Origin of the sequence: Kitasatospora sp. NPDC059146 (assembly GCF_042786665.1) — a bacterium.
GTDB lineage: Bacteria > Actinomycetota > Actinomycetes > Streptomycetales > Streptomycetaceae > Kitasatospora.
The window spans coordinates 83,602-109,060 of sequence record NZ_JBHZCY010000002.1; the positions used below are offsets into that span (position 1 = coordinate 83,602).

A 25,459-nucleotide genomic window follows, 5' to 3' on the forward strand; every position below is an offset into this window, starting at 1 on the left:
GGGCGACTGTCACTCCTTCGGACAGGGCGCGGCGCGGGCGGTCAGCCGCGTGCGTCGGGCCGGGAGGGGGCGGGGAGGTACTCCGGGATCCCCCGGCGCAGGTGGCGGTGGTCGGTGAAGAGGCGCCGGATCTCACGGTCCCCGTCGCGCAGGGCCCGGGCGGCGCGCTCGTTCCGGTACCAGGCCTTCCGGGTCCGTTCCCAGCGGACGCCGTCGTGGAGGACGCGGTCGCCGGGCGCGAAGGCGGCGGGTACGGCGGGGTAGGGGACCGGCGGCAGGTCGTCCGGATCGTGGCGTCGGTACGCGAGGACCGGGACACGGTGGCTGCCGCTGAGGCGGTGGGTCCGGGGGAACTGCCAGAAGGCGTCCGGCAGTTCGACGGCGTCGCCGCGGGTGGGGCCGGTGACGGTGCGGACGGTCTGCCGGACGTGGCTGCTGCCGATCCGGAAGACCTCCGTCACGACGGCCTCGCTGCCGGAGGCGGTGTGGACCGTCACGTCACCCTGGGACAGCCTGCGCGCGGGGAGGTTCATCACGCCGGACGGGCCCACCGGGAGGTCCGGGTGGCGTGCGGCGGGTGTCAGCCGCCAGCCGGCCAGGTATCCGGCGAGCGCCCGGGCGGCCGCCGCCAGGGTGGAGGGCAGCGGGACGACGTCCCGGAGGACGGTCCCGGTGGTTCCGGTGGTCCCGAGGTGGTGATCGGCGCGGGGCCGGGTCGGGCCGTCCGGGCCCTCACCGGGCGGCCGCGGACCCCGCCCGCTCCTGGGCCCTCCTCACAGCCCGGACCAGGGGCGGTGCGGGGCCCGTAACGCGACCGAAGCGATCACCGTCGCCGGTTGCAACACCCGGTTCCTACGGTGACTTCCGGCCGGAGTACGGTATCCGGCTGCTGGTTGCCGGCGGATGCGACCGGCGGTGCCACGGCACTCGTACGGGTGAGGGGGGCAACGATGGCGGGGACGGACAGGAGCCGGGTGCGGACGGTCTGCTCGTACTGCGGGGTCGGCTGCGGGATCGTGCTGGACCTGGAGCAGGACGCGGGCGGCCGCCGGACCGTTGCGAAGGTGTCCGGCGACAAGGCGCACCCCGCCAACGGCGGCCGACTGTGCACCAAGGGAGCGACGCACGCCGACCTGCTCGCCGCGCCCGGGCGACTGGAGACGGCCCTGATGCGCACCGCCCGCGGCCGGCCGCGGGAGCCCGTCGACGTGGAAGCGGCGGTGGCGGCGGTGGCCGACGGGCTGCGGGCGGTCCTGGACGAGCACGGCCCCGACGCGCTGTCCTTCTACGTCTCCGGGCAGATGAGCCTGGAGGCCCAGTACCTGGCGAACAAGCTGGCCAAGGGGTTCGTCCGGACCACCGGGATCGAGTCCAACTCCCGCCTGTGCATGGCCAGTGCGGGCAGCGGCTACAAGCTCTCGCTCGGCGCGGACGCCCCGCCCGGCTCGTACGCCGACTTCGACAGCGCGAACGCGTTCCTCGTCATCGGCGCCAACATGGCGGACTGCCACCCGATCCTCTTCCTGCGGATGGCGGACCGGATCAGGTCCGCCGGTGCGAAGCTCATCGTCGTCGACCCGCGCCGCAACGCCACCGCCGACCGGGCCGACCTGTTCCTGCAGATCAGGCCCGGCACCGACCTCGCCCTGCTGAACGGCCTGTTGCACCTGCTGGTCGAGAACGGGCACACCGACGAGGAGTTCATCGCCGAGCACACCGACGGCTGGGACGGCATGCCGGGTTTCCTGGCCGACTACCCGCCGGCCACCGTCGCCGGGATCACCGGCATCCCGGAGGAGGACATCCGCACCGCCGCCCGGTGGATCGGCGAGGCCGGCGACTGGATGAGCTGCTGGACCATGGGCCTCAACCAGTCCACCCACGGCACCTGGAACACCAACGCCCTGGTCAACCTGCACCTGGCCACCGGCGCGATCTGCCGGCCGGGAGCCGGCCCGCTCTCCCTGACCGGACAGCCCAATGCCATGGGCGGCCGCGAGATGGGGTACATGGGACCCGGCCTGCCCGGCCAGCGCTCCGTCCTCGTCGACGCCGACCGCGCCTTCGTCGAGGACCTCTGGGGCATCGCGGCGGGCACGCTGCGCGCCGAGACCGGGCGCGGCACGGTGGAGATGTTCGAGCGGATGGCCGCCGGGGAGATCAAGGCCTGCTGGATCATCTGCACCAACCCGGTCGCCTCGGTGGCCAACCGCAGGACCGTCATCGCCGGCCTGGAGGCCGCCGAACTCGTCATCACCCAGGACGTCTTCGCCGAGACCGAGACCAACGCGTACGCGGACGTGATCCTGCCCGGCACGCTGTGGGCGGAGTCCGACGGCGTGATGATCAACTCCGAACGCGGCCTGACCCTCGTGCCCGGCGTCGTCACCCCGCCCGGCCAGGCCACCGCGGACTGGCAGCTGATCGCCCGCGTCGCCTGCGCGATGGGCTTCGCCGACGCCTTCACCTACGCGAACTCCGAAGAGGTCTTCGAGGAGATCAAACAGGCCTGGAACCCGCACACCGGATGGGACGTGCGGGGCGTCACCTACGAGCGGCTGCGCCGGACGCCGGTGCAGTGGCCCGCCGCACCGGGCGGGCCCGACCGCAACCCGATCCGCTACCTCAACGACGGGATCAGCCAGGCCCTCCTGGAGCGGGAGGACGGCACCCGGCCGAGACTGAACTTCCCGACCGCGAACGGCCGCGCGCAGTTCTTCCCCCGACCGCACCTGCCGGCCGCCGAACTCCCCGACGACGACTACCCGTTCGTCCTCAACACCGGCCGGTTGCCACACCAGTGGCACACCCTCACCAAGACCGGCAAGGTCGCCAGGCTGAACAGGCTCGATCCGGGCCCGTTCGTCGAGATCCACCCCGAGGACGCCGCCGCGCTGGACGCCCGGGACGGGGACCGCATCGAGATCGCCTCCCGCCGCGGCCGGGCGGTGCTGCCCGCCGTCATCACCGACCGCGTCCGGCCGGGCAGCTGCTTCGCCCCGTTCCACTGGAACGACCTCTTCGGCGAGTACCTCGCCGTCAACGCCGTCACCAACGACGCCGTCGACCCGGTGTCCTTCCAGCCGGAGTTGAAGGCCTGCGCGGTGTCGATGCGGGTGGTTGCCGCTCCTGTTGCCGTTCCTGCTCCTGCTGCTGCTCCTGTTGCCGCTCCGGCCCCGGCTCCGGCTCCGGCTCCGGCGGTGGCCGGCAGCCCGGCCGCTGCCGTGCCGGCCCGCGCCGCGCTGCTCGGAATCGGCGACCTCACCCCGCCCGCCCTCACCGAACCGGAGCGCCGCTACCTGTCCGGCTACCTGTCCGGAATCGAACTCGCCCCGCCCGGCGGGGTTCCGGTGCTTCCCGGGGACGCCCCCCTCGGCCCGGCGACGGCACAGTGGGTCAACGGTCTGACGGCCGGGATGTTCTCGCGGACCGCTGCCCCGGTCGCGCCCGTCCCCGGGCCTGCCGCGCCGGTGCCCGAGACGTCGGTGCCCGAGGCGTCCGTGCCCGTCCCCGGCACGACCGCCGATCCGGCCCGGAGCCTCCTCGTCCTGTGGGCCTCGCAGACCGGCACCGCCGAGGAGTACGCCGCCACCGCCACCGCCGCCCTGGCCGAGGCCGGCCGCACCCCGGCCCTGCACGCCATGGCCGACGCCACCCCACGGCAACTCACCTCCGACACGGACCTGCTGATCATCACCAGCACGTTCGGCGACGGCGAGGCCCCGGACAACGGTGCCCGCTTCTGGCAGGACCTCGTCGCTCCGGGCGCTCCGCGCCTGGAGGGCGTGCGCTACTCCGTGCTGGCGTTCGGCGACTCCAGCTACGCCGACTTCTGCGGCCACGGCCGCCGACTGGACGAGCGCCTCGCCGAACTCGGGGCCACCCGCCTGCACCCGCGTACCGACTGCGAACCCGACGACGACGGGCCCGCCTCGCACTGGCTCGACGAGGTCACCGCCGCTCTCGCCAGGGCGGGCGCCGTGGTGGGGCCCGGTGGGGGAGTCCCGGCCGAGGTGGTGCCGACCGCCGCGCCCCCCTCCTCCGGCCCGGCCGGACCCGTCACGTACTCGAAGTCCGCCCCCTTCGCGACCCTCCTGATCGGCAATCGGGTGCTGAGCCGGTCCGGATCGCGCAAGGAGGTACGGCAGTTCGCCTTCGACACCCGCGGCGGTGAACTCGCCTACGAGGCCGGTGACGCCCTCGGTGTCTGGCCCTCGAACGGGGCCGCGCTCGTCTCCGAGTGGCTGGCCCTCACCGGTCTCGATCCCGAGGAGACCGTCCAGCTGCGCGGCGACGGAGGGATCCCCCTGGGCGAGGCCCTGCGGACCCGGCTCGACATCACCCGCCTCACCCCGGACCTGCTCGGGTTCGTCGCCGAGCGGACGGGGGACCGCCGGCTCAGACGGCTGCTGCGGCCCGGCAACACGGGCGAACTGGCCAAGTGGAGCTGGAGCCGGCAGGCCGCCGACGTCATCGGCGAGTTCCCCGTCCGGGCCTCCGCCGCGGAGTGGGCGGGCGTGCTCAAGCGGCTCCAGCCCCGGCTGTACTCGATATCCTCCAGCCCGCTGGTGCACCCGGGCGAAGTCCACCTCACGGTGTCCGTCGTCCGCTACACCAACGACCTCGGCCGCGATCGCGCGGGTGTCTGCTCCACCTACCTCGCGGACTGCGCCGACGACGGTCCGGTCCAGGTCTTCGTCCAGCCTTCCCGCCACTTCCGGCCGCCGACGGCCCCCACCACCCCGATGATCATGGTGGGCCCGGGGACCGGCGTCGCGCCGTTCATCGGGTTCCTGGAGGACCGGCGCGCCCGCGGCCACACCGGACCGAACTGGCTGTTCTTCGGCGAGCAGCGCGAAGCCACCGACTTCTACTACCGGGAGGAGTTGGAGGCGTACCGGGCATCCGGTCACCTGGACCGCCTCGACGTCGCGTTCTCGCGCGACCAGCGCAACAAGGTCTACGTCCAGGACCGCATGCGCGAGCACGGCGCGCGCCTGTGGCGGTGGCTCCAGGACGGCGCCCACTTCTACGTCTGCGGCGACGCCGACCGCATGGCCAAGGACGTCGACCGAGCCCTGCGGGAGATCGTCGCGGCCCACGGCGGCACGGACGAGGAGACGGCCGCCGCGTACGTCCGTCAACTCGCGAGCGACAAGCGCTATGTCCGTGACGTCTACTGATCCCGCCGCGCCGGCCGTGCGGACCCGAACGCGGCGAACCCGACTGGACCGGAGCGGATCGGACCGAATCGGAACGGAACGGACCGGACCTGATCAGACCGAGAGCGAGATCTCGGTCGACTTGATGAGAGCGACGACGGGGGAGCCGGCGGCGAGGGCGAGGGCCTCCACGGCGTCCTTGGTGATGGCGGCGGTCAGCTCGCCGCCCTCGACGTCGACCTTGACCGAGCCCATGGCCCCGCCGGTGGCGACATCGGTGACGGTGCCCGCGATCTGGTTGCGGATCGAGATGCCCTCGACCCGGGCGGTCGCGAGGGAGACCTCGGTGGACTTCACGAGCGCCTTGACGGCCGTGCCCTCGGCGATGCCGAGGTCCTTCACGGCGTCGGTGGTGATCGCCGCGGTGATGTCCTGACCGCCGACCAGGCGGACCTTCACCGCGGACATGGCCTCGCCGGCCGTGACGGAGGTGACGGTGCCGGGGATCTGGTTGCGGATGCTCAGGCTCATGGACGTACGCCTCACTCGGGTCGGTCGTGGAAACCGCGGCTTTCGGGCCGCCACCGGCCACGCTAGCCGCGCCGATCACGCCCCGGAGGAAGCCCCTCGCATCCGCGAGGGCAAGGGGCGCGGAGGCGTCGCATTTCCCGTTCGGTCGAACGTCAGGAGAATTCGGGCTCTCGGGCCTCCCCTTTCAGAGGTTTCGGGGCTGCGGATCGCCGCCGCCCCTGATAGGCGGCGGCGTGGCCGCGGGGCAGGGGCCTGCCGGCGCCTCCCGGAGCCGCCGTCAGGCCCCGCCCAGCACCTCCACCAGCGCGGTCAGGAACTCCTCCGGCCGTTCCAACTGCACGCTGTGCCCGGCCCCTTCGACGGCGACCTCGCGCACCCGCCCGCCCGCGGCGGCGTAGCGGTCCAGGACGGCGCGGGTCTGCGCCACCATCGGCTGCGCCGGGCAGGTGTCGGCGCCGGGCCAGCCCGGGACGGCGCCGATCGCCCCCAGGTGGGCCAGGTCGAAGAGCGAGGTGTCGGAGACGATCACGTCGGCCGTGCCGCGGATCCACAGGACCGGCGGCTTCGGTTCGACCGACTCCAGGTCGTCGATCCGGAAGTGGGTCGGCGCCATCGAGTTGAGCACCCCGCGGTCGCCGGGCCGGAAGCCCGGCCAGGCCCCGCTCGGGCGGCTGTCGCCCGGGTAGTGGTCCTCGCCGGTCCGGGTGGTCAGCATCGCCGCCAGGTAGCGGTCCGGGTCCGGCAGCGGCTCGCTGACGTAGGCGGTGTTCAGCACGGAGAGCGGCGCGAACGGCGACCCGGAGCCCGTTTCGCCCTCGCCCAGCAGCCGGACGAACTCGGGTGCCGCGCCGCCGGCGCCCGATCCGGCCCCGTCGGGGGAGTTGAGCCGCCCGTCCACCCCGTGGGTACCGCCGAACCCGTAGGGGGAGACCGGATTGACCAGGGTGAGCGTACGGACCAGCTCCGGGCGGTCGCGCAGCAGTTGCAGCGCCACGCCGCCGCCCATGCTCCAGCCGACCAGGTGGACCGGGCCGAGGGCCAGCGCCCGGAGGTAGGACAGCAGGTCCTCGCTGTGGTCGCGCAGGCCCCGGGTGGCGTCCACCGGCAGCGGCTCGGTGCGGCCGAAGCCGCGCAGGTCGGGTGCCAGCGGGCGGTAGCGGTCGGGGAGCGCGGTCATGGTCGGGTGCCAGAAGGCGCCGGAGGAGACGTTCCCGTGCACCAGGACCACGGGTTCCCCGGTGCGGCCCTCGACCTCGGCGTGGTGCACGGTGAGCCGGTCGGTGGTGACCAGTCGTTCGGTGACCAGTCGTTCGGTGATCGGTCGCTCGGTGGTCGGTTGCTCGGTCGTCGGTCGCTCGGTGGTCATCCGGATCGTCCTCAGTTCAGCCAGCCGGCGACCTGCGCGCCCGCGGCGCCGTCCCAGCCGAGTTGCAGGTGGTTGGCGAGGGGGATCAGCGCGGTGCCGCCGACGGTGCCGAAGCCGGTGGTGTCCAGCGCGCTGGACACGAACACCACGCCGTCGCTGGGCCCCCGGTTCTCGTTGAAGATCCCGACGATGCTCGGCGTGCCGCCGGCCAGGAGGTACGCCGTCACCGAGGAGGGCACTCCGGCCCGGTGCAGCGGGGCGATCAGCGAGCCGGCGTCGATCGCGGCCTGGATGCCGCCGCCGTCGGTGTAGAAGCCCTGCCCGCCGTAGTAGGTGGTGTACCAGTCCTGCTGGGTCTGGTCGACGCCGAACACCGAGTCCCAGCGTGCGAGCATCTGCCGCTGCCCCGGGTAGTCGTCGTAGCCGCCCGCCGCCGTGAAGGAGAACTCCGGGTGCGCGGTGTAGGTGCCGTAGCAGGTCATGCGCAGGTGCGGGGACGGGGCGTTGACCGCGCCGCCGCACTGCGGCCAGATCGAGAAGTCGTGCGCCCACCCGTGCGCGAACGGGTAGTCGTAGCCGCCGTTCGGGCCGCCGAGGGTGATCAGCTTGCGCACGTCGCCCGCGTACGGGCGGCCCCAGGAGGGCTTCACCGAGGAGACGTAGGCCCGCGCGGACATCTCGCCCTTGCTCCAGCCCACCACGTCGACCTGCGGGACGCCGAGCTTGGCGCGGATCAGCGCGACGGCGTCGCCGACCTCCTGGGCCTGCATCAGGTTGTCGCCCTGCTTGTGGGCGAACCCGATCGCGAACACCCGGTAGCCCCGCCCGGCGAGGTTCTGCATCAGCCCGGTGTTCGGGCAGGAGGCCGAGCCGCAGCCGTACCCGCCGGACTCGCCGGGGTTGGCCCAGGCCCGGTCCGGGTTGTCGTTGGCACCGTGCACCAGCAGTACCGGGACCGGGTGCGCGCCGGTGTTCCAGCCGGGGGCCGAGTAGAGCAGGAAGCGGCCGGAGAAGGGCTGCTTGACGCCGCCGAAGAAGGTCAGCCGCTGCCCGTCCTGGTCGCCGCGGCCGTCCGGCGGGTACTGCTCCTGCCGGAAGCCGGCGGTGGTGTCGAGGTAGCGCTCCACGCGGTCCCAGCCGTTGGCGACGGTGCCGTAGGTCGCCTCCAGGCTCAGGTTGGCGGGCACCGCCGCCGCTGCCCGCCCCGCCGGGACGACCACGCCCACCAGCGCCAGCACGGTCGCGAGCAGCCAACCCGCGCCTCTGCGCCCACCACTGCTTCTCCCCGAGCCGTGTTCCATGCCGCGTCCACTCCTCCGCATCGCGCCGCCGGTTCGCGACACCCTACGAACGCCGGAGTGCCCTCCCTATGGCGGCGACCCATACCCCGGCGACCCTGCTGTGGTCGCCGACCACATGGTCAGGACGCGAACCCGGGCGACCCGGCACGATGACACCCAGGGCCTCGCGCCGACCGGGTCCTCTGGCGTTCCGCCGCCCCGCCGGTGGGTTGCCGAGGGCCGACCGAACACTCCCGCAGATCAGGCGAGGAGCCAGTGGGCCAGGGCTGCGTCGTCCGATGTCTTGTAGCGCGGGTGGCGGCGGGCGTCCGGGTCCGCCGCCTCGAAGGAGCGGATCCTGTCGATGACGGTGTCCGGTCCGTGCGCCCGGGACAGCGCGGCGATGTGCGGCCAGGTGAGGAGGGCGTAGGAGTCGACGGCCTCGGTGATGCCGTCGGTGGCGAGGAGCAGGTCGGTCAGGCCGTCGGTCGGCCAGGTGGCGGTGATGGCGTTCCGGCCGGCCTCGGGGTCGGCTTCGGCGATCCAGTACCCGCCGGGGCGGTTGACCTGGGTGTTCTGGAAGTCCCGCAGTTCGCGCAGGATTTCGCGGTGGCGCTCGTCGAAACCGTGGCCGTCGCGGAGCCGGGACCGGTAGAGGGACGCCTGGGGCTGGGCGTCGACGAGGTGCGCGAGACGGTCGTCCCGGAGCTGCAGGAGGGTGCCGTCGCGGTGGATGGCGGTGATCGGACTGTCGCCGAGGACGGCGACGTCGACCTGGTGGTCCGCGAGGCGGGCGACGGCGACGGTCGCGGCCGGGGAGCGCCCGGGAATCAGGTGGTGGTCGCGGGCGAGGCCGCCGATGGCGGCGGTGAGGACGTCTCGAAGGTCGGCGCGGGGTGTTCGGGTCAGCAGGTCGGCGATCCGCTCGCCGAGGGCGTCGGCGTACCAGCCGCCGCGTGGCTGCTCGTCGGTGACGGTGCTGACGCCGTCCAGGACGACCAGGGCGTGGTCGAGCACCACGATCCGGTCCTCGGTGGGGCGGTTGTCCTGTCCGGCGCGCTCGCCCGTGCGGACGACGGGCACGGTGGAGGTGGTCGACATCGGGGGTGTCCTTCGCGGGTGTGGAAGCGGTGGTCGGAGCTCAGGCGGTGTGCAGGGCCGTGGTGATGATGGCCCGGGCGTCGTCTCCGTACACGGCGGACTCGTGAAGCCGGTCGAAGGCCCGGTGGAAGATCTGGACACGGTCGCCGGTGATCGTCTCGCCCCCTCGGTAGCCCTCGACTTCGACTCGGGTGCCGTCGAAGATCCCGAATCCGTCGCCGGGGTAGACAGCGAGCCGCGCGCGGGTGGGGATGATGCCGAGGGCGAGGCCGGGCAACGCCAGGGCCTCCAGGAGGTGTTCGAGCTGGGCCCGCATGACCTCTGGGCCGCCGATGCCGGTGCGCAGCGCCTGCTCACCGAGCAGGACGTGGAAGGTGCGTCCGCCGACGCCGAAGTACTGGGCGCGGGCGACGCGCTCGGCGGCACCGGCCTCGATGTCCCGCGGGATGCCGTGCAGGTCGACGACGAGGCGCAGGACCTCCTCGGCGTAGGCGCGGGTCTGCAGGTTTCCCCAGACGAGGGCGGGGCTGTAGCCGTGGTAGTGCGTGGTCTGCTCGACGAGTCGGCGGAACTCGGCCTGGGTCGGGCCGGTCCCCTGCTGGAGAAGAGCCGGCCAGTCGATGGCGGCCGGGGCGGTGGCGGTGAGGTCCGGGGTGGGGAGGGTGGCGTCGGACATGCGGTTCCTCCTGGGAACGGGCTGCGGTGCGGGGCCTGCTGGACTGGTTTTCCCCGCCCGGCGCACGCACGCGCCGGGCGGGGACGGCGAACGCGGGGTCAGCGAGCGGGCTGCGACGGCTCGGCGCCGTCGGAGCCGCCGGCGAGGGGGATGGTCGCGACGGGCTCCCAGGACAGCTCCCAGGCCGACTCGCCACCCGGACGTGGGAACTGCTGGAATGTCACGTCGAGCAGCCGGAGCGCGCTGAAGCGAACGGAGGCGTGGCTGGGCGAGATCTTCCGCAGGGCCGTCTGCAGCGCGTCGGAGGACACCTCGGCCCAGGCGTAGCCGAGCGAGATGTGGTGCCGGCCGCCGTTGTGGAGCAGCGCGCCGGGCCCGCGGACCTCGCGAATCGCATCGCGGACCCGCTCGCGCAGGTCGACCAGGCTCTCATCGGGACCGAGGTCCAGGAAGGCCCCGGCTCGGTTGGCGATCGGGGAGCTGGCCGTGACCTCCAGCGGGCCGGTGAAGGCCAGGTGCGTGTGGAGGGCTGCTACCAGGTCGTCGCGTTCCTCCGGGGTGATCTTGTCGGCGGTGGTGTCGGCGACCATCTCGATGGTGCAGTGCAGCGTGCCGTCGCCGAGCGGCGTGATCGGGTAGGGGCTCATCGCCTCCCGGCACTCGTCGACCAGCCGGGCCAGGGCGAGGTCGGACTGCAGGTCCGGAACGGCGTAGACGTGCAGGACGCGGGCGCCGTCGGGCCACGGCGCGCCCTGGAACTTCGGAACGAACTTCTCCACGATCGCTTCTCCGTCACGTTGGTGCGGCAGCCGTTCCGCGTGGGGCGGCGCGGCCTCGCCGCTGCTGGGTCAGGACTGGCCGAGACGCAAACGGCGGGCGCGCTCGAAGGCGTAGCAGGGGGCTGGAGCGGGGTGCTGGCGTTCCCACACCGGCCACACGCTGGAGACAGTGGCGTTGGTGCGGATTCCGGGCCGGATCCGGCGGCCGAGGTCGGAGGCGAGGCGGTCCGAGCGGGCGGCGAGTTCGGGGGTGTCGGTGTCCTGGACACCGTAGCCGCACGACATGTGCCACCAGAAGTGCGTCTCGGCGGGCGGGAGTTCCGGGCCGGCGGCGGTGAGCTCGGCCCGGATCAGGGCGGCCACCTCCCGGACATGCTCAGGCTCCGATCAGGTCGAGGTAGTGGGCGACGTACGGCGGGGTCTTGAGTGCGGCGACCTCGGAGAACGGCACCCAGGCGATGCCCACCCCTTCGTCGCCGAGCCGGATCGCGTCCTTCGGGCCGGTGTACACCGCGTGCAGGACGCGAGTCATCGCCGAGACGTGCTCGTGGCGGGGGCCGGGCAGCTCCCGGACGTCGGTGATGGTGATCCCGGCTTCCTCGAACACCTCCCGGGTCGCGGTCTCGCGCGGCGTCTCGTCGTGCTCACGCCACCCGCCGATCGGGGTCCGGTAGCCCGGCCAGGCGATGCCCTCCTTGTCGTCCCTGTGGTGCACCAGCAGCTCGCCGTCCGGGGTGGTGACGAACACCACGATGCCCTCGAAGTCCTGGTGCGCCGGGGTCGGCCGCTCGATGTAGAGCACCCGGCCGGAGCGGGCGGCGCGCAGCACCTGGAGCAGGTCCCGGTACTCCTGCGGCGTCATGAAGTGACGCCAGGTGTAGTCCGTCTCGAAGCGGAACTCGCAGTGCTCGGCCGGGTCGAGGACGATGCGGGCCTGCTGCTGATCGGTGAGCGTGCCGCCGTCGAAGACCCAGCCGATCGACGGCACGGGGCGGACGTGGTCGGCCTGCTGGTGGATGACGGCGATCAGCCGCTGTCGGCCGACCGGGTCCGGGTTCTCGGCGAGCAGGTCGAGGCCGATCTCCTCACGGGCCTCGCGCAGCGCGGTGTGGAACGGGGACTCGCCGGGTTCGGAGTTCCCGCCCGGCCAGTCCCAGCGTTCGGTGTCCACGGAGTTGCGCATCCCGAGGACGCGGCCCTCGTGGTCGCGCACCAGGAAGCAGGCCCAGGTCATCGGCCGGTCGATCGTGGCCAGGTAGCGGCTGGCGGGCTGCCACCCCGCGGCGAGGCGGTGGGTGAGCCAGGCGATCACCTCGCGGTAGCCGTCGCTGGTCGGCGGCAGCTCGTCCGGGCGGAACCAGCCGAAGGCGTCGTACTCGGAGAGGGTCACCGCGGTCTCGTCCGGGACCGTGCAGGTGAAGACGAACTGACGGGTCAGGCGGCCTCGGGTGTCGACGAAGTCCAGGGCCCGGACGTATTCGATGTCGGAGCAGTGGAGGCCGGTCTCCTCTGCCAGCTCCCGGATCGCCCCGTCCCGGGGGTCCTCGCCGTCGTTCAGCCCGCCGGCCGGATAGTCCCACAGGCCGGGCAGCACGTCGTCCTGCTTGCGGCGCAGCATCAGGATGCGGCCCTGCGGGTCGCGCACCACGGTTCCGGCCGCGAGCTTCTGGATGCCTTCGGTCAGGGCCTGTTCGGCGAGCAGCTTGTACGAGATCATGCGGTGGTCTCCTCCTTCGTACGGTTCCAGTCGCCCCAGGCTGTGACCGGCTGCCCGGCCAGGGTCTCGGCGACCTGCCAGAGCTTCCCTGAGCGGGAGCCCTTCACAAGGACGACGTCGCCGGGGCGTACCTCGCTCTGGAGCCAGGCGACGAACGGGCGCGGGCAGTGGCCAACACGCCGGCCTTGCGGCCGGAGATGAGTTCGGCGTCGCTCTCGGGCGGCAGGTACTCCATCATCTCGGCTTCGTCCTCGGCCGTCAGGTCGAGCTGCTGCGTGCTGCTCAAGCGGTGCCCTCCCAGCCCTCGGTCTTGGTGCGGATGGTGCGCAGGTGCTCGGTGAGGAACCATTCGGGGTCGCCGCCGAGCATGCAGAGCGTGACGAGGGCGGTGAGGGCGGTGTCGCACGCCTCGGCGCGCACGTGGTCCCAGGTGTGGGAGTGGCCCTTGTTCGGGCTGACCCCGAGCGCTCCGATGATGGCCTGGGCGAGTTCGCCGGCCTCCTCCTGGACCTTGAGTCCTTGCAGCATCCGGAGCTTTTCGGGATCGTCCTTGAAGCGCGAATTCAGCTTATTGGCAACCAAGTTGGCAACTTGCAGCAGCTCTTCCATGGGGGTTGATCCTGCTCCCTGTTCGATTTCGCATCCAAGCGCCGGGAGGTTCCCGGCGGTTCTCGGCGAGCCCGGGTCGAAGACCCCGAAGAGCACGTTTTCGATTCGGGTCGGGCCGCTCACCGCGAGGTCGGGTCCTCCTGAGGCTGGGGGTGGCCGGGCAGGCCGGGGCGGTCGGATCAGGGTGGAGCGTGTCGAGGCCGGGCGCCGGGCTGCCGTTCACCACCGGGACGGCTGCCAGCTCCACCAGGTCCGGCGGCTGGGCGTCGTTGCCCTCCACGTCCACGGCGACAACTCGGGGCCAAGTGCTGTAGTCCATGCGTTCCCCACGGGCGCCGGTCATGTCTGGACGAGCTCCCGCCTTCCGGAGGCGGCGTCGAATCCGTGGGTGGAGAACGCGCGCCCGCCAGCCAGGTGCGCTTCCACCGCGGCCTTGGAGGTCGGGAACATCGGACTGAGCATGACGTCGGAGGCGGGGTGCCAGCGCACCTCCAGGTGTTCGTCCGGCTCGACGTCGGCCAGCTCGCCCGTGAACTCGCTGGTGGCGAAGACGAAGAGGACGAACCCGCCGTGCTTCCGCCGAAGGAGCAGGATCCGGCCGCGGTCGCGGATCAGGCACCCGGCGCCGAAGCGCTCGATGCCGTCACGAGCAGCATCCTCCACGGGGGCCAGGACGGACGGCGGGACGTTGCGGCACATACGCTGCTCCTCGGGTCCGGACCGCTCGGGTTGAGCTGGGCCGATACGAGCTGAGCCCTTCATGTGCGTCCTGGCGTCATGATGGGTCATCAGGGATCACGTGTGGCAGCCGCGATGGGCCCTGATCTGGCGGGATTTGGGCTGATGGACACCAGTCGGACGCCCTTTCGATCACTGAGGATCAAGTGGGTTCAGAGCCATCGGGTGTTGCGATCTTCGTGGAGCGATGCGCCTCCCCTGGTGTTCCGCCGCCCCGCCGGTAACATGAGTACCCCTCACGTTTCCGTCGTGTTCGCGCCAGGAGGCTGTCATGCCGGACCGCTACGACCTGCCGGCGGGGTTCCGCTGGGGTGCCGCCACCGCCGCCTACCAGATCGAGGGGGCGGTGGCGGAGGACGGCCGCGGCCCGTCCGTCTGGGACACCTTCACCGCCCGCCCCGGGGTCGTCCGCGACGGCCACACCGGCGCGGTCGCCTGCGACCACTACCACCGCTACCCCGAGGACATCGCCCTGATGAAGGGCCTCGGCCTCGACGGCTACCGCTTCTCCCTCGCCTGGTCGCGGATCCTGCCCACCGGCAGCGGGCCCGTGAACCCCGCCGGACTCGCCTTCTACGACCGCCTGGTGGACGCGCTGCTGGAAGCGGGCATCACCCCCCTCCCCACCCTCTTCCACTGGGACCTCCCGCAAGCCCTGGAGGACCACGGCGGCTGGCTCAATCGCGACACCGCCCACCACTTCGCCGACTACGCCGCCGTCGTCACCGACCGCCTCGGCGACCGCGTCCCCACCTGGATCACCCTCAACGAGCCCTTCGTCCACACCGTCTTCGGCTACGCCCTCGGCACCCACGCCCCCGGCCGCACCCTGATGTTCGAGGCCCTCCCGGCCGCCCACCACCAGCTCCTCGCCCACGGGTTGGCCGCCTCCGTCCTCCATGACCGCGGCCTGGAGGTGATGCTCTCCAACAACCTCACCCCGGTCGAGCCGGCCACCTCCTCACCCGAGGACGCGGCCGCCGCCGCGGCCTACGACGCCCTGCACAACCGCCTGTTCGCCGACCCCGTCCTCCTCGGCCGCTATCCCGACCTCTCCGCCCTCGGCGTCCCCGACGACATCTTCGGCGCCGTCCACCCCGGCGACCTCGACCTCATCCACACCCCCGGCCTCGACGCCCTCGGCCTCAACTTCTACAACCCCACCCGCGTCGCCGCCCCCACCGAACCGGGCCTGCCCTTCGACCTCGTCGACATCCCCGAGGCCCCCCACACCGCCTTCGGCTGGCCCGTCGTCCCCGACGCCCTCCGCCAACTCCTCATCCACCTGCGGGACTTCTACGGCAAGGCCCTGCCGCCCATCACCATCACCGAGAACGGCTGCTCCACCGCCGAGGACCTCGACGACACCTTCCGCATCGACTACCTCGCCACCCACCTCGACGCCCTCGCCGCCGCCACCGCCGAAGGCCTCGACATCCGCGGCTACTACACCTGGTCCCTCCTCGACAACTTCGAATGGGCCGAGGGGTTCAATCAGCGCTTCGGCCTCGTCCACGTCGACTTCGCGACCCAACGCCGAACCCCGAGGGCGTCGTATGCCTGGTACCGCGACCTCATCGCCGCTCACAAGGGACGGTGGGCAAAATAGGTCGACAACTCTCCAGTGAGATACCCGAGTTGGCGAGGACAGTGAATGGCGGTTACGGCTTCCCTGCAATGACAGCCTGTTCGACGGGCCGAGGGCCGGACCTACTGGACGCGCTCACGGGCTCCTGGCTGCCGCGCGGTCAGCTGGCCGCGGTACTGGACGCCCGGAGACTCAGAACAGCTGGAGTTGTCCTTCCTCCTCCGGATCCGCTTCGACCGCGAGGCCCGGGGCGGAGACGAGTGAGGGATCCACGGCGGCGGCTGCGTCTCCTGAGTCGTCCTGCTCGGGTTCCAGTTCTCCGTCCTCGGCCCGCATCGGCAGCACGTACTCCTGCGCCAGGCCTGCCAAGTGCAGGGGCAGCGGCAGCGAGATCGGGTCGGTGTACTCGGGGGCGTGGCGCAGCTGGTGCATGGCGAGTGCGAGGGCCTCGGGCCGATCACTGGCCGCCGAACTGTCGGGCTTCGATTGGCAGCCGAGTACCGCAATCTCCACCAGCGCGGGGTTCCAGGCCTGCTTGCCGACCTCGTTCACCAGCCTTCCCCTGCTGTTTCGGCGCAGCGCGAGCCGGTCGAGGGTGACGGCCGTCTTGGTGAACGTGACCGGTTTGCGGGTGGTGCTGTAGAAAACCCGCTGTTCGAGCGGACGGTGGACTCCGGAAGGGAGCTCCTCACCCCAGAGCCCGGCGTAGATGCCGTTGTCACCGCCGTCCTCGGCCAGCCCCCAGCCCTGCGGAGTCTCGCGCCCGGCTCCGCTTCTGATCCTGACCAGGCGAAGCCCGGGGTCCAACCCCCGTGGTCCGGCGGCCCCGTCTTCCACCGCATCCGGTTCCACTCGCCCGTCCTGCAGCCATGGCCAGTGCATCCGGCTGTTCTGGGAGTGGGTGATCAGCACGGTGGGGCTGCCGGAGGTCCGCAGGGAGAAGAGCATCCGTTGGATGAAGGAGGCGGTCTCGCGGCGCTGTTGGGCGATATCGGCTCGCCATGACGTACGGTTCGGGGCCGCCGGGCCGTCCGCGTCGTCCGGTGCGCTTCGTGGTCCCGGGATGAGAGGCTGGTCGTCGGTCGGATCGATCTCGGCCTTCCGGACCAGCTTGAGCAGCAGCTCTGGATACGAGATCCAGTCCTGCACACTCGGGTCATCGTCCCAGCCCTGCACCTGTGCCGGTCCTGCGCGCTCCGGAACCGGTGTGACCAACACCGCAACTGGGAGATGCTTCGGCAGCAGGGTCGGTCCGTCCTTCCGGCGCTTGACCATCCAGAGGGCCGCGTACCGCAGGCCCGCTGGCAGATCGACGTCCTTCGACAACTGCGGCAGAACACGCACCCCCAGCTGGCGCAGCCCGTCCTCCCACGCCGACCGCAGCCGGTGAGTCAGACTGTCGGCACTCTCCTGCTGTGCTCCGGGCGTGCGGGGGACGGTGTCCGGAACCACGGTGAACTGAGTGAGCACCCCGGCGTCGGCACACCCCAGGCGCATGGCGAACTTGGGATCGCTGTCCGCGGGCTTGAAGACGCTCGGGTGCGCGATCTCGACGAGCGCCAGTGCCGGTGCCCCGGGCACCGCGCCGTCCGCCAGCAGGTGATCGCGGATCGCCGACCGCCGGGAACTCACGCCCTGGGCCAGGCGGGCTCCTCGCCCGCGCACGGACGGGTCGAGTTCGAGTGGATCGGCCAGTGCCCCGGTCAATGGCAGGCAACGAAGTCGGACGGTCAGTTCTGGCGCCTGCCATTCGAGTACGACGGGACTGCCGGGGCCTGCCGCTTCGAAGACCGCCTCGGCTCTCTCCGCGCTTCCGGCGGGTGCGCCACCGTCACCACTGAGCCCCAGCGTGCTGATCAGGGCTTCTGTTGCCCTCTTCCGCAACTCGCTGCTCTGCCACAACAACCGGATCTCCACGATCGGGTCCTCGCCGGTGCCGGTTCGGCGGCGGGCATCGGCAGCAAGGGCCACCCGGCGGAGCTCGGCGGTGCCCTCGCGGTACTGGTCCGTGATGCTCTTGGGACGAGCGTTGGCTGGTTGGGCCGAGCGCGTCCCGCAGCTCTTGAGGTCCGGCACGCGCATCAGCCCCTCGGGCAGCGCCTGTTCGGCCCAGTCGATGATGGCCGACCGTTGCTGCGGCATCAGACCGGTTCCCACGCCGTGAGCACCCATCCGCGTGCTGTGGACGACAGCGGCCTGGATGCCTGAATCGTTCTCGGCCAGCCAGGGTTCCGGCTCCGCGAGCAGCTTGTCCGGTGCGGGAAAGGCGGGGTCCAAGGAGAGTCCGCGCAGCAGCCCCGCAGGGTCGTTGCCGAGCCAGTCGAAGGACTGAGTCTGCCGATCGCGCACCAGTCTGGCCACGGACCAGCGGCCACTGAGCGGGAGACCGGGCAGCCATGGCAAGGCCGGTCGCAGGTAGACCGAGGTGGCGCCCTGATAGCGCAGGTTGAGTCGGCCGGTGTCGGTACGGGGACGCGTGGCCCACCGGCGGACGCCCAGGTGGAGGTGGAGCCGTGGCCGCGGATCGAAGGGAACGGTGTGCAGGGTCACGTTCAGCAGGACGGAGTACCACCAGGACGCGCGGCCGGTGACGTGCTGCAACGGCTGTGACATCAGCTCGGCACCCTGCTGACGCGGCCCTCGCGCCACGGTTCGGAACCGCAGTTCACCTCCTTCGAAGGGGTAGGGAGGCAGAGCTGCGATCCGTCGTGCCAACTCGTCGGTGGCGAGTTGGAACTGGAGCTCGGTGGGAACGGCGGTACCGCCCTTGGTCGTGGGGGCCTGCATCAGAGCGACGCCGGGCACCGGCTGCCAGGAGGGGGGCTGTTCCTGAATGCCTGCGGCGACCTCCAGCAGCAGCCGATGGTGCTCCGGGGTGCCGAGCGATTCCGGTCGACCCAGCGTACGCAGCCAGACGGTCAGGAATCGCTGCAGCAGCGAGTCGGGCAGCGGGTGGTCGTCCCCTGACCGGCGATAGAGCCAGAAATCGTCGAGGGAGGAGCTATCAGCGCCGGACGGTGGGCGGTGTCGCGGACGGACGATCAGATCGGGTGCCAAGGCCTGCAGCGCGCCGTCCAGTCGTCGGGTGGGTGCCGTCGACCACCGGTGCTGCTCCGCACGGCCGATGTTGCACAGCTTCAGCACTCCCGGATTCAGATGCTCGGGGAAAGGCAGTGCCAGGTAGTCGACGGTCCAAGGGTCCGCATCCGGGGCGCTCAGGTAAGCGGCGCGGCGAAGGGTGTCGTACAGGGCCACGGAAACTCCTCGTCCGGTCGGCCACACAGCGTGGTTGATGGGGTCATGTCTCCAGGCCGCTCAGAGCGTCGTACAGCGGTTGGTAAAGAGCTCGAACCAGAGCAGCGTCAGCCGGTTCCGCATGTCCGTTGAAGTAGGGCACGAGGACTTGGCGAAGGCGGGAGAGCAGTCCGTCACCGCGTTCCCAACGGCGGCTTGCGTCGGAACGCTCGGGAGGCGCGGAGAGGGCGTGATCCAGGAGGGCACTGGTGTCCGCTTCGCGGACGGCCGACTCCGGAGCCATGGAGGCTGCCAGCGCCGGGGCGAATGCGGCATCTACGAAGACCACCCGCGCGGGGACCCCACCGCGGACGAGACGGCCGATGACCTGCCAGATCGTGGTCAGCTGGTCCCACGCGAACGACTCCTGCTCCCGAAGGGTGAGCCGGGAGTACATGTAGCGGCGGGACAGCAGCCGTCGCCACTCGGCACGGGCCGCGTGGCGAAAGGCGAGCCCTGCCGAGTCCAGGTTGTCGGCGCTGGTGACGAGCTCGCTGAAGGTGCCCTGCGGCAATCCGGAAAGATCACGTGAGAAGCGCGTCACCCAGTCGTTGATGGCGAAGACCGAGAGGTAGAGGTCGTCGGGCACGGGGTGCGGGCGAGCCAGGAACAGCACCGTCCCGAAGGCAGCCACCCTTTCCCCGCCGGGCCGGTGGGGGACTGTCAGGATGTTGTGCCCGCGTTCGACCGCCAGGAGTGGAGCTACCAGCAGCTCAGCCGTGTCGTCTTCGGCGAACGAAGCCAGATCACCGCGACGCACGGTGCCCGGGAGCGACGTCGCGAGGTCCTGGTCCAGGTCGGCGTCATCCGCGATCAGGACCCGGACACCCGTGCGCCAGCGGTCCATCCGCTGGAGTACCTGGGCGGCTGTCAGGGCGTCGCGGTAGCTCCCGACCAGGAGTAGGGCACGCTTTCGGTGCTGGTCGGAGATCCGGGCCAGTTCTTGTTGGAGCAGGCCGTCGGTGTCGGCGGGCCCGGGCCTGCCGAGCTGCCACACCATGGCGCTCAGGACCTTGTCGTGGTTCTCCCGGCGCTCGCCCGAGAGCCGGATCGGCGTGCCGTCGGAGTAGTAGACGAACTGGGCGCGGAACACACTCTTACGGATCCTGTCGATGGCGTCCGCCTGCGGTCGGAGCACGGCCCGCACCGGCGCGAGCACATGTGCCCTGGTCGATGTGCCGGCCCAGCTCGAACCGGACATCAGCAGGACGTTGGGGCCCGGTCGCCCCCGATCCGGGTCGGCACCGAGTCGGGGTATGGCGTAGAGCAGCTCGCGGCCCACCCCGGCGCAGCGGAAGAACCGCAGTGTCCCGCTCCGGCGGCCGTCGGCATCCTTCGGACCGTCGCCTTCGTCCGGCAGGTACTGGAAGCCGAGGATGTTGCCCATGGGCGACTCGGGGACGATCGGGGCGTAGTCGAGCGGAGGCCGCCGACTGAGGTCGTTGGCGCCGGCGTCAAGGTGAAGGGTGGCCTCGACCTGTGGCCAAAGGAAGCTCACCTGGTCCAGTCGATGGTGCAAGGTCGCCAGTAGCAGCGTGAACTCCAGCCGCTCGGCGTTGCACTCCAACCAGGCCGTGCTGCCGCGCTGCTCTGGAGCAGCGCTGTCGACGGGATCGAGTTCCGGCGCTCCGTCGAGCAGCCTTTCCAGAACCTTGCGGACTCGGGCGCGAGTGTTCCTCTCCGCGAGAGTGTGCAGCACGTCCTGCGCGGCCGAAGTGAGTAGATCGGCGTCCGGCCCGTGCGGCCCCACGTCGCCGAGTGGGTCGTCGCGGAAGGCGTCCATGGCGTGGGTGAGCTCGTGGCGCCTCGCGGCCCACGGTTCGGTGTCCGCGGTCGGAGGAGGGGCTTCGGCCGGGGGCGGGGAGAGCGCCTCGTCCAGGTCGTAGAGGCCGAGCTCGTCGGCCAGGGTCTCGGAGAGGTCGTCGTGCTGATGCGGGTACCAGTCGGCGAGCAGCTTCTCCTGGAGAGTCCAGGCGCTGAAGTAGTCGGTCTCGGCCCATTCCTGGAGGCCCGGGTTGGAAATCAGCATGGCGTACAGCCGGTTGGCGGCATTGCTGACCACGCCGAGTGAGGCCGCCCAACGCTGCACGTCGCGGTCGGCCAGCGGCAGGCGGCTCTGGCGGGCCAGCTCCTCGATCTTGTGAGTGTCGAGTCGGTCGAGCCAGGAGTCGAGCCCGCGTCCCGGCACCACCAAGGTCGCGGACGGGGCGAAGGCCCGGTCGAGCCCCATCTGCACGCGGTCGACCTCGTCCACGATGATGATGTCGCTGCGTAGAGCGGCCAGTTCGAGGTACCGGATCCGTTCCTCGTTGAGGTTGCGCGGGACCGATGTCTGGACGAGGCTCATCGGATTGGCGACCCAGACCAGGGCGTCCACCAGCCTGCGGGAGGCGTTGTGGCGCGGGCAGCCGATCCACAGCGGGCACCCGTGCGCCGTCGACTGCCAGTCGCTGTCACGGTCTGCGCCCGGGACCTGGTCGGCGGTTCGCGTGTCCCCGAGGTGCAGCACGGCCAGCTCGGCGTCCGTGTCCGACTGGCTTCCGAGGGAACGTGCGGGGTGGAGACCGGCACAGGGAGCGTCGGCGAAGCGGAGCGGGGCGTGTGCGTCGAGGCCTCGCAGTGCGTCCAGCGGGCATGCGGTACTGAGGTCGGTGAAGGCAGGGCTCTCGTGGAGGAGGAGTGAGGACTTGCCGCGCCCGGCAAGCCGTCGGTGCACACGCTGGGTGTGGCGTTCGCGCATGGTCCCGCCCATCACCGGGGCGGCGTCCAGATCCGGGCGGGCGTGGAACAGTTCCCGGAACTGGGCCGTGAGCGCGAGTTGTTCGGCCACATCGCCGACGACGAGGGTGGTTCTCAAGCCGCGAAGCGCCGCCCACACGGCGATGAGTACCATCAGGGTGCTCTTGCCGGCCCCGACCATGCCGATCAGGTGGACGATGTGGTCCAGCCGTAGGACGGTGGCGGGTTCGAAGCGGACGGTGTCGGAGCGGCGGGTATCCAGTCGCAGGCTTTTCAGCCGGTCCTCCCAGTGCTTCTGGGTTCGGCCCCGTTCCTGCTGGTCCATCCACTGCGCCGTCACCATGAGCTCGGCCAGGGGGACGTCGATCGGTCCACCTTCACCGGGCCGGCCGGCCTCGAGATCGTGGCCGTCCGGGGCACTCAGGATCAAGCTCTCCGGGATGGTGACGGAAGTGTAGCGGCGCTGCTCGGTGAATCGGTGCGAGCCCGCTGCGGCCTGGGGCAACGGAACGCGGGAGAACGGTGCGGCGGATTCGAGCGCGTCGTCGTAGACGGCGAGGCGTCGTCCTGCGACGCGCGGTTCCACCCGGTGGGCCGGACCGCCGGCGACGGGGACGCGGTAGGCGCGCAATCTCTCCGGAAGCCGTCGATAGGCGTCCAAGCTCTGCTGCCACAGGCGCCGGCGGCGCAGGGTCCAGAGCAACTGCCGCGCGTTGTGAAGGACTTCCTGATCACTGGGCGTGAGACCCAAACCGGACGCGCGCGCGAACGGGTAGCCGCTGAGGAGGGCCCACACGCTGTCGGCGCCTTCGTCGGGTGCGATGCGTTCCAACAGCCTCAGCCCCAGCTCGACCTGGCACAGCAGCGCGGGCTTGGTGTCCTGGTGTTTGGTGGGCCAGGGGGTGAGCGATCGAATCAGTGCGGAGTACCAGGAACTGCGGTCACGCATCGAACTCTCCGTCCAACCGGGCTTCCGGACCCCGGCCCCCGCGCAGTCTTGCGCGGGCTCGGCGCACCAGATCGTCGTCCACCAAGAGGTGCAGTCCTCGTGCCGAGGCGGGGCATGCACGCCGGAAGGCCCCCAGGTAGTCGTGATGGCCTTGGACGCGATACCGCGGAACGACCCAGCAGGCTTCGTTGTAGGGCGGCGTCTGAGGGACGGGTGACGCCTTGCGGCCGAGCAGACCTGGATGAACGCGGTCCTTGACGTCGATCGCCCACACGTGTCCGTCGGGGAAGGTCACCCGCAGGTCGTAGGCGTCATAGGCGGGCCACATTTCCACTGCGAGGCCCAAGTCGCGCAACGCATCCTCCAAGCCGACCTCGGCACGGCCCGGTCCTGTCACGAACTGTCGCAGTGGACGCCGAAGTTGCAGGACCTCTCCGGTCACGCTGATAGGCAGCGGTCGGCCGGGTGTCGGCGGGCCCTGCTGCCGGCACTGGTCGCGCTCGCACCACCAACCGCCATGAGTGAGTGGGACGAGCAGGGTCCGGCAGCGCTCGCAGGGGGTGTAGCAGCCGTCACTCAGGTAGTGATCGGGTGCAGTCGGGTAGATGGCCTCCAGCAGAGGCTTCACCGGATAGAGGTAGAGGTCCCCGGCGAGCTCGGACCAGTCCGCCCTGGTCAACACGGGCTGATCGACCAGAACGCGACGGAAGCGGGTGTAGGACTCGGGGGAGTCAACGGCGCGACATGCCTGGAGTGCGACGGCGATCGTCCGGCGGTCGTACTGCCGTGCGGCGCTGTCCTTGCCGCCGTCGACCTTCCACTCGAGGCACAGCTCCGTGGGCATGCCCGAGTGACGGTCGATGAGGAGGTCGCCGGATCCGAAGGCCTCCTCGGCTTCGTCGTCGGTGAGTTTCAGGGGCCAGCGGTCCAACGGCCGGGTTCGGCACCAGCTGATCAACTCGGGTAGTCCGGAGGGGGGTGTGACCTTCTCGCGAAGGCATTCCAAGACCACCTGGTCCAGGGCGCGCTGTGCCTCCGGCGGGTACGGCGGCGGGGGAACCGCCTGCTCGGGTTTCTCGGCGATCTCGATGACGGCCGTCGCGAGGACATTGAGCAGAGGTACTTCGATCACTCGCGACTCCCGGATTCCCGTGTCGGTGGAATCGGCTCCCGTGACGCGCGTTCGGCCAGGTGCTCGGTGCCGGATCGGCACCAGGCGCGGGCCGGGCAGTCGGCGCAGTGCGATCCAGGGGTGGGGGCGAAGCGGGTGTCATGCAGGAGCGGTTCGGCCAGCTCCGCGAGGAGCAGCCGGGCCTCCTCGACGGTGTCGGGACGGCTCGGGTCGAGCTGTTCCAGAGTGGGGGAATCCTCATGGAGCAGCTCCAGTTCGACCCGGGACCGCCGGATCGTCTCCAGGTCGGGCCGTGACGCCAGCATCATCACGGCGACGGCCAGTTGTGGATACCGTCGCATCAGTGGAACGCCCTGACCGGGCAGCCGGGAGACGGTCTTGGTTTCGCGCCAGAACCAGCCGCCGTCCCTGGTGTAGAGCAGATCCGGTGTCGCGATGAGGACCACGCCGAGGCTCGGTATGAGGACCGCTGAGGTGTGCTGGACCAGGACCTTCTCCTCGGGTCCCAAAGCGCCCAGGGGGCACAGGGTGCGGTGCCAGCCGAGCATGGCGGTGGCCTGGCGCGCGATCCGTCCGGTGAGCCGGTGCCCGCCGGCCTCCCAGTCGTCAGGGTCCTCGGGGCCGGCGGGATAGCGACAGCTGTGCCCGGGCCCGGCGCTGTGCCGCTCGTTGAGCCAGGCATCCACGGCCCGGCCTCGGCGTGTCTCCTCGGACTCGTTGTCCTCCGCGGAGCGGAGATTGAGCTGTCGCTCGAGGTGGTAGCGAGCCGGGCAGGAGCGGTAGGTCCGCAGGTCCCAGGCGGAGATGTCCCTGCGGGAGCGCTGCGGCGATGGGGTTCCTGGCCACAGCCCTTCGGCTCGGCGCAGGGAACGGCACCCTTCGATGGCCTTGCAATCAGTGCAACTCGGTCCTGGCCGGGTTGCGATGTCGGTCTCGGCGCGGGCCAGCAGCGGGGTGGTGTGTGCGGCGAATGCTGCGGCGGCCTCGCGCGTCGACCAGTCCAGAAGGAGTGTCGAGTCGCCTGCGGCGCAGCCGAATTCGTACACCCTGACGCGGTCGGGGCTGCGGAACGCCGAGTCGTCCGGTCGGGCACAGGGCTTGCCGAAGGGGGGACGTCTGGACGGCACTCCTCGGAAGAGGACGTGGGCGATGGCGGCCTGCTCGGCGACCGATCGGTTCTGCTTCGCCTTCCCGTAGGACGGGAGCCACAGTTCACGGAGACTTCCGTCGGCCGACTCGTAGCGCCGTCCCCAGGCCGTGTACTCGCGGACGGCCACGGTGTCGAGGTCGTCCGGGTCGGTGCGGTGTCCCCGGAAGGCGACCCACTCGAGGTTCCGCAAGGGGTGTGTGGGCAGGACTCCGGTGGTGGAAGCTTGCTGGTGCCGGCGGGCAGCGACGAAGCGAGTGATGGCCTGTGCGGTCCAGTCGAGCAAGGATGGGTGAGCGGGCGGCCCGTACCCGAACGCTCCCTGACTGGCGAAGAGTTGCTCGATCACCTGGTCAACTGGCTGGTCCTGGTGCTCGATCAGGTCCAAGGCCGTCATGAACGGTGCCATGCCGAAGGTCTGGAGCCCAGGCCGCCGCGGGGGTTGGCGCGAGCTCGGCCGGATCAGCGGTCGGAGCTTGGCTGCCTTGGCCCGTGGACAGGCATTTGGTTCCTCCCGTGCGGCCGTGCTGGACAGCCGGAGCAGCCAGCCGTCCCCTGTGAGGCCTGGCGGCGGTATCGGGCGGTTCACGGGATCCTCCGTGGCAGATGGACGCCTTGCGTGGTGAAGCTGCCGGGGCATGACGACCGGAG

At 71.1% G+C, this 25,459-nt stretch carries 18 protein-coding genes; 2 read left to right on the forward strand and 16 right to left on the reverse strand.

What is annotated here, in order from left to right; genetic code table 11:
- Window positions 1-41: 41 nt before the first annotated feature.
- Window positions 42-497 (reverse strand): hypothetical protein, encoded by a 456-nt coding sequence (locus ACFXPX_RS01335; protein WP_380587185.1) that lies wholly within the window; start codon window positions 495-497, stop codon window positions 42-44.
- A gap of 453 nt (window positions 498-950) precedes the next feature.
- Between ACFXPX_RS01335 and ACFXPX_RS01340 the strand changes: the two genes are divergently transcribed.
- A complete protein-coding gene (locus ACFXPX_RS01340; RefSeq protein ID WP_380639055.1) occupies window positions 951-5,183 on the forward strand; it encodes a molybdopterin-dependent oxidoreductase in 4,233 nt (1,410 codons plus the stop codon).
- A 93-nt stretch (window positions 5,184-5,276) separates the two neighbouring features.
- On the opposite strand, the gene ACFXPX_RS01345 is transcribed toward ACFXPX_RS01340, so the two are convergent.
- The 11 genes from ACFXPX_RS01345 to ACFXPX_RS01395 form a co-directional block, all read right to left on the reverse strand.
- Window positions 5,277-5,693 (reverse strand): molybdopterin-binding protein, encoded by a 417-nt coding sequence (locus ACFXPX_RS01345; protein ID WP_380524723.1) that lies wholly within the window; start codon window positions 5,691-5,693, stop codon window positions 5,277-5,279.
- A gap of 277 nt (window positions 5,694-5,970) precedes the next feature.
- On the reverse strand, window positions 5,971-7,059 hold the full coding sequence (locus ACFXPX_RS01350) for an alpha/beta fold hydrolase (RefSeq protein WP_380587194.1): 1,089 nt from the start codon (window positions 7,057-7,059) through the stop codon (window positions 5,971-5,973).
- An 11-nt stretch (window positions 7,060-7,070) separates the two neighbouring features.
- The gene (locus ACFXPX_RS01355) at window positions 7,071-8,360 is read right to left on the reverse strand and encodes an esterase/lipase family protein (RefSeq protein ID WP_380587197.1); all 1,290 of its coding nucleotides are present in this window, start codon (window positions 8,358-8,360) and stop codon (window positions 7,071-7,073) included.
- A gap of 240 nt (window positions 8,361-8,600) precedes the next feature.
- Window positions 8,601-9,440 carry a PP2C family serine/threonine-protein phosphatase gene (locus tag ACFXPX_RS01360; protein ID WP_380639057.1) on the reverse strand — a complete coding sequence of 280 codons (840 nt, stop codon included), beginning with the start codon at window positions 9,438-9,440 and terminating at the stop codon, window positions 8,601-8,603.
- Between the two features lie 40 nt (window positions 9,441-9,480).
- Window positions 9,481-10,116, reverse strand: a complete 636-nt coding sequence (locus tag ACFXPX_RS01365; RefSeq protein ID WP_380587203.1) for a DUF5753 domain-containing protein — start codon at window positions 10,114-10,116, stop codon at window positions 9,481-9,483.
- 98 nt (window positions 10,117-10,214) lie between these two features.
- Window positions 10,215-10,895: a hypothetical protein gene (locus ACFXPX_RS01370; RefSeq protein ID WP_380639060.1), complete on the reverse strand. Its 681-nt coding sequence runs from the start codon at window positions 10,893-10,895 to the stop codon at window positions 10,215-10,217.
- A gap of 69 nt (window positions 10,896-10,964) precedes the next feature.
- Window positions 10,965-11,258: a hypothetical protein gene (locus tag ACFXPX_RS01375; protein WP_380587209.1), complete on the reverse strand. Its 294-nt coding sequence runs from the start codon at window positions 11,256-11,258 to the stop codon at window positions 10,965-10,967.
- A gap of 13 nt (window positions 11,259-11,271) precedes the next feature.
- A complete protein-coding gene (locus tag ACFXPX_RS01380; protein WP_380639062.1) occupies window positions 11,272-12,612 on the reverse strand; it encodes an NUDIX domain-containing protein in 1,341 nt (446 codons plus the stop codon).
- A gap of 103 nt (window positions 12,613-12,715) precedes the next feature.
- Entirely contained in the window at window positions 12,716-12,898 is a 183-nt protein-coding gene (locus ACFXPX_RS01385) for a hypothetical protein (RefSeq protein ID WP_380531102.1), read from the reverse strand.
- Window positions 12,895-13,221 (reverse strand): MazG-like family protein, encoded by a 327-nt coding sequence (locus ACFXPX_RS01390; protein WP_380531105.1) that lies wholly within the window; start codon window positions 13,219-13,221, stop codon window positions 12,895-12,897. Before ACFXPX_RS01390 ends, ACFXPX_RS01385 begins: the two co-directional genes overlap by 4 nt.
- A gap of 339 nt (window positions 13,222-13,560) precedes the next feature.
- A complete protein-coding gene (locus ACFXPX_RS01395; RefSeq protein WP_380531108.1) occupies window positions 13,561-13,920 on the reverse strand; it encodes a hypothetical protein in 360 nt (119 codons plus the stop codon).
- A gap of 310 nt (window positions 13,921-14,230) precedes the next feature.
- Between ACFXPX_RS01395 and ACFXPX_RS01400 the strand changes: the two genes are divergently transcribed.
- The gene (locus ACFXPX_RS01400; RefSeq protein ID WP_380639064.1) at window positions 14,231-15,568 is read left to right on the forward strand and encodes a GH1 family beta-glucosidase; all 1,338 of its coding nucleotides are present in this window, start codon (window positions 14,231-14,233) and stop codon (window positions 15,566-15,568) included.
- A gap of 171 nt (window positions 15,569-15,739) precedes the next feature.
- Here the strand turns inward: ACFXPX_RS01400 and ACFXPX_RS01405 are convergent, their stop codons facing one another.
- The 4 genes from ACFXPX_RS01405 to ACFXPX_RS01420 are packed head-to-tail and all read right to left on the reverse strand — an operon-like array spanning window position 15,740 to window position 25,217.
- Entirely contained in the window at window positions 15,740-18,802 is a 3,063-nt protein-coding gene (locus tag ACFXPX_RS01405; RefSeq protein ID WP_380639067.1) for a pPIWI_RE module domain-containing protein, read from the reverse strand.
- A 43-nt stretch (window positions 18,803-18,845) separates the two neighbouring features.
- Window positions 18,846-22,529: a hypothetical protein gene (locus ACFXPX_RS01410; protein WP_380639069.1), complete on the reverse strand. Its 3,684-nt coding sequence runs from the start codon at window positions 22,527-22,529 to the stop codon at window positions 18,846-18,848.
- The gene (locus tag ACFXPX_RS01415; protein ID WP_380639071.1) at window positions 22,522-23,661 is read right to left on the reverse strand and encodes a hypothetical protein; all 1,140 of its coding nucleotides are present in this window, start codon (window positions 23,659-23,661) and stop codon (window positions 22,522-22,524) included. The genes ACFXPX_RS01410 and ACFXPX_RS01415 overlap by 8 nt, the downstream gene beginning before the upstream one ends.
- The gene (locus ACFXPX_RS01420; protein WP_380639073.1) at window positions 23,658-25,217 is read right to left on the reverse strand and encodes a PD-(D/E)XK nuclease family protein; all 1,560 of its coding nucleotides are present in this window, start codon (window positions 25,215-25,217) and stop codon (window positions 23,658-23,660) included. Before ACFXPX_RS01420 ends, ACFXPX_RS01415 begins: the two co-directional genes overlap by 4 nt.
- Window positions 25,218-25,459 lie beyond the last annotated feature (242 nt).